Here is a 15,140-nt window from a genome sequence, read left to right on the forward strand (position 1 = left end):
TGAATGGAAAGGCCCGCGCCGTCCTGGCGCGGGCCTTTTCGCGTCCGTTTTTCAGGCGGCCTCAGTCGGCGCCCATCCGACGGGTTGGAAGCCGGGCAGGGCTTCCAGATCCGCCAGCCAGCGACGCACCGAAGGGAAGCCTTCCAGCGAGAAGCCGCCGTCTCCAGCGGTGGCGGTGTAGGGATAGAGAGCGATGTCGGCGACGCTCGGCCGGCCGGGGCCGAACCAGGCATGATCCGCCAAGTGCCGCTCCATCACGCCGAGCGCGTTCAAACCGTTCTGCAAGGTCAGCGCCATGCGCTCGGGCGTCGCGACCCCGGCGCGCTCGGGATAGACGCTGAGCGAGCGGCGCACGGCGATGCTCACCTCGTGCGCGTTCTGCTCGAAGAACATCCAGCGCAGCGTCTGGGCGCGCTCGAACGGATCGTCGGGCAGGAAGGGCGTTTCGGTCGCGAGATAAACGAGGATGGCGTTGGATTCGGCCAGAAGCCGCCCGTCGTCCAGTTCGAGCAGCGGGCATTGGCCGGCCGGATTGCGCTTGAGAAACTCGGCGGTGCGCGTCGAGCCGTCCCGCGTCGAAACCTCGACATGGCGGAAGGGGCGATCGAGCAGCGAGAGCAGGAGACGCGGCTTGTAGCAATTGCCACTGTCGCTCATGCCATAGACGGTCAGCATCGGAGGCCTCCTTGGGATCGATGCCGGTTTGTGCGGGACTCCGCCTCCGCTTTGCCAATTCCTTTTTCGCGTCGAACCCATCAGCGATCTTGATGGGTCCTCGCCTTGCGCTCGCACGGAGGCGGGACTAGGGTCCGCCGATTTTTGCTGACGGCGCGCTCGCGGCGAAGATCGCCAGACAATTCTCTGCTGTTTCCCGGAGCCTCCCTATGGCCTTTCTCGCCGCTTCCCTGGACCGCGTGAAGCCGTCCGCCACCATCGCCGTCTCGCAGAAGGCGCGCGAGCTGAAAGCGCAGGGGCGGGACGTGATCGGCCTCGGCGCCGGCGAGCCGGACTTCGACACGCCCGACAACATCAAGCAGGCGGCCGTCGAGGCCATCGCGCGCGGCGAGACCAAGTACACGCCGATTTCCGGAATCCCGCAGCTGCGCGAGGCGATCTCCAAGAAGTTCAAGCGCGAGAACGGGCTGGACTACAAGCCGGAGCAGACGATCGTCTCGACCGGCGGCAAGCATGTCCTGTTCAACGCCTTCATGGCGACGCTGAACCCGGGCGACGAGGTCGTGATCCCCGCGCCCTACTGGGTCAGCTATCCCGAGATGGTGGCGCTGTGCGGTGGCACGCCGGTCGTGGTCGAGACCCGGCAAGAGGACAATTTCAAGCTGACGGCCGAGGCGCTGGAGCGCGCCATCACGCCGAAGACGAAGTGGTTCCTGTTCAACTCGCCGTCCAACCCGACGGGCGCGGCCTATACCCATGCCGAGCTCAAGGCTTTGACCGACGTGCTGATGCGCCATGAGCATGTCTGGGTGATGACCGACGACATGTACGAGCACCTCGTCTATGGCGACTTCACCTTCGCCACGCCGGCCCAGGTCGAGCCGGCGCTGTACGAGCGCACGATCACGATCAACGGCGTCTCCAAGGCCTATGCCATGACCGGCTGGCGCATCGGCTATGCCGGCGGGCCGCTGAAGCTCATCAAGGCGATGGACATGATCCAGGGCCAGCAGACCTCGGGCGCCTGCTCGATCGCGCAATGGGCGGCGGTGGAAGCGCTGAACGGGACGCAGGACTTCATCCCGAAGAACCGCGCCATGTTCGAGAAGCGCCGGGACCTCGTGGTCTCCATGTTGAACCAGGCGAGTGGCATCGAATGCCCGTCGCCGGAAGGCGCCTTCTACGTCTACCCCTCGGTGAAGGGCCTGATTGGGGCTTCGACCGAAGGCGGCAAGCGCATTGAGACGGACGAGGATTTCGTCACCGCGCTTCTGGAGCAGGAAGGCGTGGCGGTGGTGCACGGCACGGCCTTCGGCCTCGGCCCGAACTTCCGCCTGAGCTACGCCACGTCCGACGCGCTTCTGGAAGAAGCCTGCACGCGCATCCAGCGCTTCTGCGGTTCGCTGAAGCGCTGATCGGTTTCGACGGAACGAGACGAGGGCTGCCGAGCGATCGGCGGCCCTTTTTGTTTCGAGGGAAACCTGCCATCGAGCCGGTTCGACCGAAGCCGACGCCTGAAAAGAAAAAAGCCGAGCTCCAAGAGCCCGGCCCAAAAATTTGAGATGCCCGAAGCACCTCTGGGAGGAAACGGCCGGTGCAAGGAGTTTGGGAGGAGGTAAACTCGCTGCGGCCCGACTAGGATTAAAGCTAAATCCGATTTGCCGAATTGGCCAGCAGCAAAAGCACATGCCTGCCATGCAGGCAGCGCATGAACTGTGTCAGATTGACGAAAGCCATTCGTGTGTCATGAAGATGCTGACGGCGGTTGAAGGTCGCCCTTCGCAGATCCGTTGGGATACCCAGGTCTCAGTAAGACCAAGTGCGCGCCTTACCAATCAGGAAGTCGCGGAACACCTTGAGTTTCGCTGCATCGCGCAGCTGTTCGGGATAGCAGAAATACGTGTCGAAGGAGGCGAGGTCCAGATCGGGCAGGACTTGCACGAGCTTGGTGTCCTTGTCGATCATGTAGTCCGGCAGCAGGGCGAGGCCGATGCCGCGCTCGATGGCGGACTTCATCGCCATGAGATTGTTGATCTGGAGGATCGCCGGCCGCATCTGGCCTTCCGGCAAGCCGGCGGTTTCCAGCGCGTTCAGGTTTCTGAGATAGTTGGGCGCCGGCTCGCCGAAGGTGATGATGCGATGACGGTCGAGATCCTCGGTCGTCTCCGGCGTGCCGTAGCGCGAGAGATAGGCCGGCGCGGCATAGACGTGCATATGCACGGTGAAGAGACGGCGCTGGATGAGATCGGGCTGCTGCGGCTGGCGCAGGCGGATCGCCGCGTCCGCCTTGCGCATGGTGAGATCGATCTCCTCGTTGTCGAAGACGAGTTGCAATTCGACATCGGGATAAAGCTCGAGGAATTCTTGGGCGCGCTGCGTCAGCCAGCCGGAGCCGAGGCCCACCGTCGTGGTCACGCGCAGCTTGCCGGTGGGCTTCTCGCGCGTTTCGGTCAGCTGCATGCGCACGTTCTCGAGCCGTTTGAGAACGTCGCTGGCGGTCTGGTAGAGAAGCTCGCCCGGCTCCGACAGGACAAGCCCGCGCGCATGCCGGTGGAAAAGCGGCGAGCCGATCTCCTGCTCCAGCGCTGCCACCTGCCGCGAGATGGCGGATTGGCTGAGGTTCAGCGCATTGGCCGCATGGGTGAAGGACCCGGCTTCGGCGGCTGCGTGGAATATGCGCAGCTTGTCCCAGTCCAGCGCCATGATCGGTCTCTTCCCCCCGGTTTTTTCGTCTTATTCTGCGGCTTGTCGCTGGGCCTGCGCGTCCAGCGCCTGGCCCGCCAGCCAGCGCTCGGCCTCCAGCGCGGCCATGCAGCCGAGGCCCGCCGCCGTCACGGCCTGCCGATAGATGTCGTCGGCCACATCCCCCGCCGCGAACACGCCCTCGACCGAGGTCTTGGTGGTGCCCGGCTCGACCCAGAGATAGTTGCCGTCCTTCTTGCGCAGCTGATCGCCGAACACCTCGGTCGCCGGCGCGTGGCCGATGGCGACGAACACGCCGTCGGTCGCGATCGCCTGCGTCTCGCCGGTCTCGCGGTTGCGCAGCGTGATGCCCGTCACCGACTTCATCGGCTTGGTCTGGCCGGTAATCTCCGCCACTTCGCTGTTCCAGATCACGCGGACATTGTCCTTGGCGAAGAGGCGGTTCTGCATGATGCGCTCGGCGCGGAACTCGGCGCGGCGGTGGACCACCGTCACGGATTTCGCGATATGCGAGAGATAGAGCGCTTCCTCGACCGCCGTGTTGCCGCCGCCCACCACGACCACGTCCTTGCCGCGATAGAAGAACCCGTCGCAGGTGGCGCAGGCCGAAACGCCGAAGCCCTGGAACGCGGCTTCCGACTCGAGCCCGAGCCAGCGGGCCTGCGCGCCGGTCGCGATGATGACGGCATTGGCGGTGTAGGTCGTGCCGCTGTCGCCACGGAAGCGGAAGGGGCGCACGGACAGATCGGCCTCGACGATGAGGTCGGAGGCCATCTCGGCGCCGACATTGAGCGCCTGCGCCTTCATCTCCTCCATCAGGAACGGGCCGGCGATCGGATCGCGGTAGCCTGGATAGTTCTCGACATCGGAGGTGATCGTCAGCTGGCCGCCTTCCTGCAGGCCGGCGACGAGCAGCGGCTTCATCATGGCGCGGGCGGCGTAGATCGCGGCCGTGTAGCCGGCGGGGCCGGAGCCGATCACGAGGACTTCGGCAAAACGCTCAGACATGACATCACCCGCGACATGGGACCCGCGACCTTCCCGCGAAACCCGTAAGACCTGACACTGCCAGACATGGCCCCTCGGACATGGCACCGGCCGTTCCTTGTTTCAATACGGGAGCAAGACGGGTCCGACAACCGTCGGAGTTGCCGATGTGCCACAGTTTCCCCGGTTTCAATGCGTGGGGTGGACGGCGGCAAAAGGTCACGATACGTTTAGGGGGCTTTCAACACTGGAAAGGGGAGGCTTCATGATCGATTGCATGTTCGTTTCCCCAGCCTGGGCCCGTCGTCATCCTTCGACGCTTCGCCCGGCTTCTGCCACGCCTCGGGTCTGATTCCCGCCGCAGGCAGCTTCTCCGTGTTGTGTCCGTTGCGGACCCGACGCTCCCCCTGATCCGATCCGCGCCTCGTCGCGGCTTTCCAGGAGACGGCGCCGCTTTGTCGCGCCGGACCATCATGACCGTTTTACCTCAACGTGATCGCGGCGACGCGATCCGCACCGTTCTTCGTTTCACCTTTCACAAGTGGGCCTCCGAGCGCCGGCTGGCCTGGACCATCGCCCTGTCGATCACGCTGGCCACGCTGGCGGACGTGTTCGTGCCCTTCTTCGCCGGGCGGCTGGTGGATGCAGTGGCGCGCGGCGAGATGGCGCGCGAGGCGGCCCTGACGGAGGGCCTGTGGGCGCTCGCCTCGATGGCGGCGCTCGGCCTCGTGTTCCTCGCCTGCCGGCATTTCGCCTGGACCGCCGTCGTGCCGATGACGCTGCGGATCATGCGGCGCGTTGCCGAGGGCGCCTTCGGCCGGGTCCAGCGCTTCTCCACGGACTGGCACGCCAACAGCTTCTCGGGCTCGGTGGTGCGCCAGATCACGCGCGGCATGTGGGCGCTCGACCTCCTGCACGACACGCTTCTGTTGGCACTGTTGCCCTCCATGGTCGTGCTGCTCGGCACGGTGACGCTCCTGGCCGTGCAATGGCCGATCATGGGCCTCGTCATGGCCATCGGCGCGATCGCCTATGTCGGCATGACGGTCATGCTGTCCATGCGCTACATCGCGCCGGCCTCGCGCGTGTCGAACCGGATGGACACCCGCGTCGGCGGCGTGTTGGCCGACGCGCTTGCCTGCAACGCCGTGGTCAAGGCCTTCGGCGCCGAACGGCGCGAGGACGTGCGTCTCTCCGGGGCGCTGGGCGACTGGACCCGCGAGACCCACCGCACGTGGATGCGGCACACATGGTCGGGCAGCGCCCAGATCCTGGTGCTCTGGATCGTGCGCGTGTCGATCGCGGGCGTCGCCCTTGCCCTCTGGTGGCAGGGGCAGGCGAGCGCGGGCGATCTCACCTATGTGCTCACGACCTATTTCGTAATGCACGGGTATCTGCGCGAAGTCGGCATGCATGTGAACAACCTGCAGAAGGCCGTCAACGAGATGGAGGAACTGGTGGATCTCCACGACGTCGGCGCGCAGATCGCCGACGCGCCGGGCGCGCCGCCGCTTCGCGTGACGGGTGGCGAAATCCGGTTCGACCGAGTCAGCTTCCACTACGCCGGGCACGGCACGCCGCTCTACGACGGGCTGGACGTGACGATCCGCGCCGGCGAGCGGGTAGGCCTGGTCGGCCATTCCGGCTCGGGCAAGTCGACCTTCGTCAAGCTCGTGCAGCGCCTGCATGACGTGTCGGGCGGCGAAATCCGCATCGACGGGCAGACCGTGGCTGATGTCACGCAGGAGTCGCTGCGCCGGCAGATCGCCATCGTTCCGCAGGAGTCGATCCTCTTCCACCGGTCCTTGCGCGACAACATCGCCTATGGCCGGCCGGAGGCGACGACGGGCGAGATCGAGCGCGCGGCGGCGCTGGCCCATGCGGCGGAGTTCGTCGAACGCCTGCCGCAGGGCTACGACACGATGGTGGGCGAGCGGGGCGTGAAGCTCTCGGGCGGCGAGCGCCAGCGCGTCGCGCTCGCCCGGGCCTTCCTGGCCGACGCGCCGATCCTGATCCTCGACGAGGCGACCTCGGCGCTGGATTCCGAATCGGAGCGGCTGATCCAGGAGGCGATGGAGCGGCTGATGGTCGGGCGCACCGCGCTCGTCATCGCGCACCGTCTCTCCACCGTGCGCGCGCTCGACCGCATCCTCGTCTTCGAGCGGGGGCGGGTCGTGGAGGAGGGACCGCATGACGCCCTGATGCGGCGTCCCGGCGGCGTCTATCGCCGGCTGGCGGAGCGCCAGGGCGAACCCTCGCTCCTGCGGGACGCGGGCTAAAGGGGGCGGCTGGAAGCGCTCCGGGCTTTGTTGCCCGGGGCCGCCCCAGCCGCTAGAGGCTGTTATGAACATGGGCATGTCTTGTGTCGGATCAGCGAAGATCAGCCCGGGAGGAGGGAAGATCGGTCAAGACTGGCCGTCTTGGCCGATCTTGCCGACGCTGCGGATGACTTCGCCGATCCGACCCTTCGGGCCGCCCGCCCCGAACCGCCGGAGAGCGTCGCCGGTTTTGCCGGTAGCACCGCTACCGGCTTCACCCGGCTTCTACCAGGCGGATCGGGGCGGGCGGCACAAGACGTGCCCATGCTCATAACAGCCTCTAGAGCCTCTGCGATGAATTCGAATCCACCGCAGAGGCTCAAGGCCTCCAATCTTGCCGCATTGTCCGCCGGCAAAGCCTATCCGCTTTGCCTGGAAATGCTCTAGAAGCCCAACCAACGGACGGCCGGCGAGGGGATGCGCCGGCCGTCTTTCAGCCTTCGGGGGTCGCGCCATCGTCAGGACCATTGCCCATGTCGCCGCGATCTTCGGCCTGGTCCTGGCCGGCGCCATGCTGCTGCCGGCCTTCGTGGACGCGCTCGACGGAAACCGGGACTGGATCGTCTTCATCGTCTCGGGCGTGGTGATCGCGGCGATCTGCACGCTGATCGCCGTCGCGACGCGCGGCGAGCCCTTCCGGCCGAGCCCACGCCTCGGCTTTCTCCTCGTCACCACGATCTGGGCGGCGGGCAGCGCGATCGGCGCGGTGCCGATCTATTTCGCCCTGCCGAAACTCGGCCTCGCGGCGGCCGTCTTCGAATCCGTCTCCGGCCTCACCACCACCGGCGCCACGACGATTTCGGGGCTCGACGCGCTGCCGCGCGGCCTCTTGCTCTGGCGCTCTCTGCTCAACTTCATGGGCGGTATCGGCATCATCGGCATGGCGCTCCTGATCTTTCCCTCGCTGCGGGTCGGCGGCATGGCGCTGTTCCATCTGGAAAGCTCGGATCGCTCGGGCCGGCTTCTGCCGCGCGTCAGCCAGCTTTCGGCGGGCATCGTCGCGGTCTATCTCTCGCTGACCCTCCTTTGCACGATCCTCTACTACGCCTTCGGCATGTCGCTGTTCGACGCGGTGAACCACGCCATGTCGACGCTCGCGACGGGCGGCTTCTCCACCCATGACGAATCGCTCGGCTTCTTCCAGTCCGACGCGATCCTTCTCGTCTCCACCGTCTTCATGCTCTTCGGGGCGCTGCCCTTCGTTCTCTATATCCGGTTGTTCCTGCCGCGCCGCTTCCAGCGCTGGCGCGATCCGCAGATCGGGCTGTTTCTCGCCATCTGCCTCGTGCTGACGCTGATTCTGGCGGCCACGCGGCTTTGGATCAACGGCGTGTCGGTGAAGGAGGCCCTGATCTCGTCCGCCTTCAACCTCGTCTCGGTCATCACCACGACCGGCTTCGTGTCGGAGGATTTCACGCTCTGGTCGAACGCGGCGCTCGGCATCTTCTTTCTCGCCATGTTCATCGGCGGCTGCTCCGGCTCGACGGCGGGCGGCATCAAGGTGAACCGCATCATCATTCTCTACGCGCTGGTGCGGGCCAACTTCCGGCGCGTGATCCGGCCCCATTCGGTGCAGCGGCTGAAATACGGCCATGACGACATCTCGCTGGAAACGCTGCAGAGCGTGACCATCTTCATCTTCCTGTTCTTTCTTTCGCTGCTGGTCGGAACCACGGTTCTGGCGATCTACGGCCTCGACCTTCTCACCGCCTTCTCGGCCTCGCTGACGGCGGTCGGCAATGTCGGCCCGGGCTTCGGGCAGCTGATTGGCCCCGCCGGGAACTTCTCCTTCCTGTCGGCCCCGGCGCTTTGGATCCTGTCCTTCCTGATGCTGATCGGCCGTCTCGAACTCGTGACCGTGCTGGTGCTTCTATCCCCGAGCTTCTGGAGAGATTAGGAATGTCTTTCGGCGCTCTCCGAGGTCGGCTGGCCGGTCCTTCTTGCCGGCCCCTTCGTCGCGAATGCTTGGCCGTGCCGCCGGCATCGACTGCGCTTCGCTTCTCGTGATCCAACAAGAAGTCCTCGCCCATCCTCCGCCCGGAGAACGCCGAAAGACATTCCGATGCGCATTGTCTTCATCAATCTCGACCGCGCCACCGAGCGCCGCGCCTTCATGGAGCGGCAGGGCGAGCGGCTGGGGCTCGCGTTCGAGCGGGTTCGCGCGGTGGAGGCGGGGGAGATCGGGGACGCCATCGCGGGCGGGCTGAACGGGCGATGGGAGCGGCCGCTGACGCGGGCCGAACTCGGCTGCTTCCTGTCGCATCACGGGCTCTGGCGGGAGATCGCCTCGGGCGACGAGCCGGTGCTGGTGCTGGAGGACGATGCGATCCTCTCGCGCCGCTTGGTTCAGGCGCTGCCGCGTCTCACCGCCTTCGAGCGGGCCGAGTTCCTCAATCTGGAGAGCTTCGAGCGCCGCCGCTTCGTGGCGCGGCGCGCGCTCGATCTTGGAGAAGGCGTCGCGGTGCGCCGGGTGTTTCGCGACAAGTCGGGCTCGGCCGCCTATCTCCTTTGGCCGGCCGGCGCGCGAAAACTTTTGGCGTGGGCCGAGCGGGGCGCGGCGCCGGTGGACGCCTTCCTGCACGGCCTCGGCTCGCTCGTCTCCTGGCAGGCCGAGCCGGCGCTGGCGATCCAGGCGCATCTCTGGGAGCGGCGCAGCGGCGGCGCCGAGATCAGCGGCGCGACCTCGATCCAGGCGCCGCGCGGGCGGCTGTCTCTGGCGCCGGCCAACTGGCCGTTTCACGGGCGGCGGGTGATGACGCAAATCCGGCTGGCCGGGCAGCACCTGAGACGCCTCGGCCCGGCCACCTACCAGCGCACGACACTGCGCGACGAAGACTTCAGCTGAGGCGCCACAATCTGTCGTAGACGGCGTTGATCGCCTCCGCCTCGCGGGCCAGGGGAAACTCGGCGTGGGCCTTGGCGAGTGCCGCAGAGGAGCCAGCGGCCCGAAGCGCGTCGTCCGCCATCCAGCGCTCCACGGCCGCGATCATCGCCGAGAGATCGCCCGGAGGAACGATCGTGCCGGTCTCCTCTGTCACGACATCGGAGAACACGCCGACATCGGCGGCGATGACCGGCACGCCGGTGGACATGGCCTCCAGCGGCGTCAGGCCGAAGCCCTCCCAGCGCTGCGGCGCGACGAAGAGATCGAGCGCCTGATACCAATGCTCGATGTCGCGATGCTCGCCGACGAAGAGGATGCGATCGGCAAGCCCCGCCGTCTCGACGCGTTGCCTGAGATCGGCTTCGAAGGATTGGTGCTCCGCCGTCGCGCGGCCGGCGATCACGGCCTGCCAGCCGGGATGATGCGGCAGAAGCGCGATCATCGCCTCCACGAAGAGATCCGTGCCCTTCTGCCGGCGCACGCGGCCGAAGCAGCCGAGCGTGCGCGAGGAGGGGGCAAGGCCGAGGGCTTCGCGCGCCGCCTCGCGGCTGGCGGCGGGGCGAAACCGGGTCTGGTCGATGCCGTGGGTGATGGTGGTGTGGGGAACCGAGAGATAGGCGCCGGTGCGCGTGCTGGTCGCAATCACCGCGTCCATGCGCGAGATGAGCCAGCGTGTGTAGCCGGTGTGGCGGCGCTGCGAGGCGGAGGTGAAGACGAGGCGCAGCGGCATGCGCAAGACGTCCCGCAACAGGATGCCGGGCAGCATCTCGACATTGCGCCTGGCGTGCCAGATGCGGAAGGGCCGGCCTTCGGGCCTGCGCCAAAGGCCGGGCAGGTCGCGCCACCGGAGCTTCGGCAAATGCGCGGGCAGGCCGGGGCCTAGGGCCCGGATGTCGAGCGCTTTGGCCTGTTCGGGAACGAGCTGGATGATCGTGGAGGTGACGCCCGACAGGCGGCGCTTGAAATTGGGCGCGATCACCAGGGCCCGGCGGACCGGGCCGCCGGGCTGACCCGCTTTGCTCACGCCGCCGCCTGGATGGCGGCGTCGAGTTCGCGCAGCTCCGCCTCGTAGCGGGCGATGCGCTCTTCGGCTTCCGGGCCGGACATGAACTGCCGGGCGCTTTCCAGATTGTCCTTCAGGTCGGCGCGCTTGACCGAGCGGGCGAGCGGCAGGGCGACGGCGCGGGCGACGAAGGCCTGATCGCTTTCGCCTTCGCGCCGCGTCAGCGCATCGACGGCCGCGACGATCTCGGGCGAGAAGCCCTTGGCGGCGAGCGCACTCAGCGTCCAGCCAGGGCCTTTCTCGACCACGTCGTGGAGGAGGGCGACGATGCGCTCGTCCTCGCCGCAGACGCAGCCGGCGACGCGGCGTAAGTGAGCCAGGAAAGGACGCCCGCGCTTGTCGAGCTGGCCTTCATGGGCGACCGAGGCGATGGCCTCGGCCTTTTCAAGGGGAGAAGTCGGCATGACGGAACGCGCTCAGACCCAGCGCAATTCGATGATCTCGTAGGAGCGGGCGCCGCCCGGCGCGGCCACCTCGACCGTGTCGCCCTCGCTCTTGCCGATCAGCGCGCGCGCGATGGGCGAGGAGATGGAGATGCGGCCCTGCTTCACGTCGGCCTCGGCATCGCCGACGATCTGGTAGACCTTCTCCTCCTCGGTGTCCTCGTCCACGAGCTTCACCGTGGCGCCGAACTTGACGCGGTCGCCGGACAGCTTGGAAACGTCGATGACCTCGGCGCGCGCGGTCAGATCCTCCAGCTCGCCGATCCGGCCCTCGTTGAGGCTCTGCGCCTCCTTGGCCGAATGATATTCGGCGTTTTCGGACAGGTCGCCATGGGCGCGCGCTTCCGAAATCGCGGTGATGATCCGGGGGCGTTCTTCCTGCTGGCGGCGGCGAAGCTCTTCCTTGAGCGTCTCGAACCCGCTGACAGTCATCGGCACTTTTTCCATGCCCTCTACCCTTACATTCCCGACGCCCGGCGGGGGCCGGACCGTCTTGCTTTGTCCGGCCCTTGCCGGAAGTAAAAAGCCGGCCGGCTTCCCATGAGGAAACCAGCCGACCGGACATTCATGATAGGACGAGTCTATACAGGCTCGCCCTGAACTCAAGCGGCCTGAAAATAGGACTGAAGCGAGCGCACTTCAAGATTGCCCGCCTTCAGCGCCGCGATGGCCTGGGCCGCGGCCTCCATGCCGGCGAGCGTCGTGAAGTAGGGCACCTTGTGCATCAGGGCCGCGCGGCGAAGCGAACGCGAGTCCGACAGTGCCTTGGCACCCTCGGTCGTGTTGAGGACGATCTGGACCTGACGGTTGCGGATCGCGTCCTCGATATGCGGACGCCCTTCCAGCACCTTGTTCACCTTCTCGGCCACGACGCCGTTCTCGGCGAGGAAGCGATGGGTGCCCTCGGTCGCCGAGATGCGGAAGCCGAGCGCGGCCATGCGCTGGACGGTGCCCAGCATCTTGGGCTTGTCGCCGTCGCGCACCGAGACGAACATCGCCCCCTCGCGCGGCAGGTCCACCGAGGCGCCGAGCTGCGCCTTGGCGAAGGCCAGCGCGAAGTCGGTGTCGAGGCCCATGACCTCGCCGGTGGAGCGCATCTCGGGGCCGAGCAGCGTGTCGACGCCGGGGAAGCGGGCGAAGGGGAACACCGCCTCCTTCACCGCGATGTGCTTCAGGTTCTTCACGTCCGGCTTGCCGCCATAGGCCGCGAAGGCGGCGTCCAGCGTCTCGCCCGCCATGATGCGCGCGGCGATCTTGGCGACCGGCGAGCCGATCGTCTTGGCGACGAAGGGCACGGTGCGCGAAGCGCGCGGGTTCACTTCCAGAACGTAGATGTCCTCGCCCTTGATGGCGAACTGCACGTTCATCAATCCGCCGACCTTCAAGGCCAACGCCATGTCGCGGGTCTGGCGCTCCAACTCGTCGGTGATGGCGCGCGAGAGCGAGTGGACGGGGAGGGAGCAGGCGGAGTCGCCGGAATGGATGCCGGCTTCCTCGATATGCTCCATGATGCCGACCACGAACGTGTCCGTGCCGTCGCTGAGGCAGTCGACGTCGACCTCCGTCGCGTCCGAAAGGTAGCTGTCGATCAGCACCGGCGACTTGCCGGACACGACCACGGCTTCCTTCATGTAACGGGCGAACTGCGTGTCGCCGCGCACGATCTCCATCGCGCGGCCGCCCAGCACGTAGGAGGGGCGGATCACCACGGGATAGCCGATGCGATCCACGATCTCGCGCGCTTCCTCGACGGAGCGGGCGATGCCGTTGTTGGGCTGGCGCAGGTTGAGGTCGTGCAGCAGCTTCTGGAAGCGGTCGCGGTCCTCGGCCAGGTCGATTGCGTCCGGCGAGGTGCCGAGGATCGGAATGCCGGCCTCTTCCAGCGCCTCGGCGAGCTTCAGCGGCGTCTGGCCGCCGAACTGGACGATGACGCCGTGGAGCGTGCCGCGCGACTTCTCGACGCGCAGGATTTCGAGCACGTCCTCGGCCGTCAGCGGCTCGAAGTAGAGCCGGTCCGACGTGTCGTAGTCGGTCGAGACCGTCTCGGGATTGCAGTTGATCATGATGGCTTCGAGGCCGGCATCCCTCAAGGCGAACGCCGCGTGGCAGCAGCAATAGTCGAACTCGATGCCTTGGCCGATCCGGTTGGGACCGCCGCCCAGGATCACGACCTTCTTGCGGTCGGACACGCCGGCCTCGGAGCGCACCTCACCGGCGAAGGGCCGCTCGTAGGTCGAGTACATGTAGGGGGTGGGCGAGGCGAACTCGGCGGCGCAGGTGTCGATGCGCTTGAAGACGGGGTGAACGTCGAGCCGCTCGCGCAGGGCTTGGACGTCGCTCTCAGCTTTGCCGGCGAGCTTTGCGAGGCGGGCGTCAGAGAAGCCGACCGACTTCAGGAAGCGCAGGTTCTCGGCGTCGTCCGGCAGACCGGCCGTCTTGATCTTGGCTTCCAGGTCGATGATCGCCTTGAAGCGGTCGATGAACCAGGGATCGATCTTGGAGGAGCGGTGCACCTGCTCCTTGCTCGCGCCCTCGCGCAGGGCCTGCGCCACCATGCGCAGGCGATCGGGCGTCGGCGTGCCGAGCGCGGCGCGGATGGCGTTCTTGTCGTCGCCTTCGCCAAGGCCCGGGATCACGATCTCATCCAGACCGTCGAGGCCGGTCTCGAGGCCGCGAAGAGCCTTCTGGAGAGATTCCTCGAAGGTGCGGCCGATCGCCATGACCTCGCCGACCGACTTCATGGCCGTGGTGAGGACCGGCGAGGCGCCGGGGAATTTCTCGAAGGCGAAGCGCGGAATCTTGGTGACGACATAGTCGATCGTCGGCTCGAACGAAGCGGGCGTCGCGCCGCCGGTAATGTCGTTCTTCAGTTCGTCCAGCGTGTAGCCGACCGCGAGCTTGGCGGCGATCTTGGCGATCGGGAAGCCGGTGGCCTTCGAAGCCAGAGCGGACGAGCGCGAGACGCGCGGGTTCATCTCGATGACGACGAGGCGACCGTTCTCGGGGTTCACCGCGAACTGCACGTTGGAGCCGCCGGTCTCGACGCCGATCTCACGCAGCACCGCGATCGAGGCGTTGCGCATGACCTGATATTCTTTGTCGGTCAGCGTCAGCGCGGGCGCCACGGTGATGCTATCGCCGGTGTGGACGCCCATCGGATCGACGTTCTCGATGGAGCAGACGATGATGCAGTTGTCCGCCTTGTCGCGGACGACCTCCATCTCGTATTCCTTCCAGCCCAGCACCGACTCTTCGATCAGGACTTCGGTGGTCGGGGAGGCGTCGAGGCCGCCTTCGATGATCTCGAAGAACTCGGAGCGATTGTAGGCGATACCGCCGCCCGTGCCGCCCATGGTGAAGGAGGGGCGGATGATGGCGGGGAGGCCCACATGCTCCAGCGCCTCGGCCGCTGCGCCCATGGCGCGCGCCATGTAGCGCTGCTTGCGTTCGGTCTCACCGAGGTTCCACTCGTTCTCCAGCACCTGCAGCGCGCCGTCGCGTTCCGGCCCATCGGAGGTCGCGCGGATCGCCGCCGCGCGGCGCTCTTCATGCGCCAGCCGGTCGGCCTGCTTGGCCTCGGTGGCGTTGGCGAGATAGCTTTTCGGCGTTTCCAGGCCGATCTTGGCCATGGCCTCGCGGAACAGGGCACGGTCCTCGGCCTTGTCGATCGCCGTAGCGTCGGCGCCGATCATCTCGACATTGTACTTGTCGAGGACGCCCATGCGCTTGAGGCTGAGGGCAGTGTTGAGCGCGGTCTGGCCGCCCATGGTCGGCAGGATCGCGTCCGGCCGCTCCTTGGCGATGATCTTGGCGACCACTTCGGGCGTGATCGGCTCGATATAGGTGGCGTCGGCGAGATCGGGGTCGGTCATGATCGTCGCCGGATTGCTGTTGACGAGGACGATCCGGTAGCCCTCCTCGCGCAGCGCTTTACACGCTTGCGTGCCGGAATAGTCGAACTCGCAGGCCTGGCCGATGATGATGGGGCCGGCGCCGACGATCAGGATGGTTTTGATATCTTGGCGCTTGGGCATGGCTGATCCGTCTGTTCGATCGTGCGCAGACAC

General features: G+C 66.6%; 12 protein-coding genes. 5 read left to right on the plus strand and 7 right to left on the minus strand.

The window, feature by feature from the left end; all coding sequences use genetic code 11:
• Positions 1-51: 51 nt before the first annotated feature.
• Positions 52-675, minus strand: a complete 624-nt coding sequence (locus tag M673_RS08415) for a glutathione S-transferase family protein (RefSeq protein ID WP_061975289.1) — start codon at positions 673-675, stop codon at positions 52-54.
• Between the two features lie 209 nt (positions 676-884).
• On the opposite strand from M673_RS08415, the gene M673_RS08420 reads away from it, so the two are divergent.
• On the plus strand, positions 885-2,090 hold the full coding sequence (locus tag M673_RS08420; protein WP_061975291.1) for a pyridoxal phosphate-dependent aminotransferase: 1,206 nt from the start codon (positions 885-887) through the stop codon (positions 2,088-2,090).
• A gap of 391 nt (positions 2,091-2,481) precedes the next feature.
• On the opposite strand, the gene M673_RS08425 is transcribed toward M673_RS08420, so the two are convergent.
• Together M673_RS08425 and trxB are read right to left on the minus strand one after the other, a co-directional pair.
• Positions 2,482-3,378: a LysR family transcriptional regulator gene (locus M673_RS08425; RefSeq protein WP_082639249.1), complete on the minus strand. Its 897-nt coding sequence runs from the start codon at positions 3,376-3,378 to the stop codon at positions 2,482-2,484.
• Positions 3,379-3,408: 30 nt separating this feature from the next.
• Positions 3,409-4,386, minus strand: a complete 978-nt coding sequence (gene trxB, locus M673_RS08430; protein WP_061975293.1) for a thioredoxin-disulfide reductase — start codon at positions 4,384-4,386, stop codon at positions 3,409-3,411.
• Positions 4,387-4,838: 452 nt separating this feature from the next.
• On the opposite strand from trxB, the gene M673_RS08435 reads away from it, so the two are divergent.
• The 4 genes from M673_RS08435 to M673_RS08445 all read left to right on the plus strand — a co-directional run bounded on the left by M673_RS08435 (position 4,839) and on the right by M673_RS08445 (position 9,528).
• Positions 4,839-6,644, plus strand: a complete 1,806-nt coding sequence (locus M673_RS08435) for an ABC transporter ATP-binding protein (protein ID WP_061977742.1) — start codon at positions 4,839-4,841, stop codon at positions 6,642-6,644.
• A gap of 141 nt (positions 6,645-6,785) precedes the next feature.
• Complete coding sequence (locus tag M673_RS24565; protein WP_187301338.1) at positions 6,786-7,070, plus strand: hypothetical protein; 285 nt, start codon at positions 6,786-6,788, stop codon at positions 7,068-7,070.
• 112 nt (positions 7,071-7,182) lie between these two features.
• Positions 7,183-8,580: a TrkH family potassium uptake protein gene (locus M673_RS08440; protein ID WP_082639668.1), complete on the plus strand. Its 1,398-nt coding sequence runs from the start codon at positions 7,183-7,185 to the stop codon at positions 8,578-8,580.
• Positions 8,581-8,745: 165 nt separating this feature from the next.
• On the plus strand, positions 8,746-9,528 hold the full coding sequence (locus tag M673_RS08445) for a glycosyltransferase family 25 protein (RefSeq protein WP_061975297.1): 783 nt from the start codon (positions 8,746-8,748) through the stop codon (positions 9,526-9,528).
• Here M673_RS08445 and M673_RS08450 read toward each other — a convergent pair.
• The 4 genes from M673_RS08450 to carB all read right to left on the minus strand — a co-directional run bounded on the left by M673_RS08450 (position 9,521) and on the right by carB (position 15,107).
• Positions 9,521-10,591 (minus strand): glycosyltransferase family 4 protein, encoded by a 1,071-nt coding sequence (locus tag M673_RS08450; protein ID WP_061975299.1) that lies wholly within the window; start codon positions 10,589-10,591, stop codon positions 9,521-9,523. The two genes, M673_RS08445 and M673_RS08450, sit on opposite strands and share 8 nt — an antisense overlap.
• Positions 10,588-11,034: an HD domain-containing protein gene (locus M673_RS08455; protein ID WP_061975301.1), complete on the minus strand. Its 447-nt coding sequence runs from the start codon at positions 11,032-11,034 to the stop codon at positions 10,588-10,590. Before M673_RS08455 ends, M673_RS08450 begins: the two co-directional genes overlap by 4 nt.
• 12 nt (positions 11,035-11,046) lie before the next feature.
• Entirely contained in the window at positions 11,047-11,520 is a 474-nt protein-coding gene (greA, locus tag M673_RS08460; RefSeq protein WP_061975303.1) for a transcription elongation factor GreA, read from the minus strand.
• A gap of 155 nt (positions 11,521-11,675) precedes the next feature.
• On the minus strand, positions 11,676-15,107 hold the full coding sequence (gene carB / locus M673_RS08465) for a carbamoyl-phosphate synthase large subunit (protein WP_061975305.1): 3,432 nt from the start codon (positions 15,105-15,107) through the stop codon (positions 11,676-11,678).
• Positions 15,108-15,140 lie beyond the last annotated feature (33 nt).

It is taken from the genome of Aureimonas sp. AU20 (assembly GCF_001442755.1).
Lineage (GTDB): Bacteria > Pseudomonadota > Alphaproteobacteria > Rhizobiales > Rhizobiaceae > Aureimonas.

What these genes read in the sequence shown, in the direction of transcription:
- carB (WP_061975305.1), bottom strand. Translation starts at nt 15,107, where the DNA reads ATGCCCAAGCGCCAAGATATCAAAACCATCCTGATCGTCGGCGCCGGC.
- M673_RS08445 (WP_061975297.1), top strand. Translation starts at nt 8,746, where the DNA reads ATGCGCATTGTCTTCATCAATCTCGACCGCGCCACCGAGCGCCGCGCC.
- M673_RS08435 (WP_061977742.1), top strand. Translation starts at nt 4,839, where the DNA reads ATGACCGTTTTACCTCAACGTGATCGCGGCGACGCGATCCGCACCGTT.
- trxB (WP_061975293.1), bottom strand. Translation starts at nt 4,386, where the DNA reads ATGTCTGAGCGTTTTGCCGAAGTCCTCGTGATCGGCTCCGGCCCCGCC.
- M673_RS08425 (WP_082639249.1), bottom strand. Translation starts at nt 3,378, where the DNA reads ATGGCGCTGGACTGGGACAAGCTGCGCATATTCCACGCAGCCGCCGAA.
- M673_RS08415 (WP_061975289.1), bottom strand. Translation starts at nt 675, where the DNA reads ATGCTGACCGTCTATGGCATGAGCGACAGTGGCAATTGCTACAAGCCG.
- greA (WP_061975303.1), bottom strand. Translation starts at nt 11,520, where the DNA reads ATGGAAAAAGTGCCGATGACTGTCAGCGGGTTCGAGACGCTCAAGGAA.
- M673_RS08420 (WP_061975291.1), top strand. Translation starts at nt 885, where the DNA reads ATGGCCTTTCTCGCCGCTTCCCTGGACCGCGTGAAGCCGTCCGCCACC.
- M673_RS08455 (WP_061975301.1), bottom strand. Translation starts at nt 11,034, where the DNA reads ATGCCGACTTCTCCCCTTGAAAAGGCCGAGGCCATCGCCTCGGTCGCC.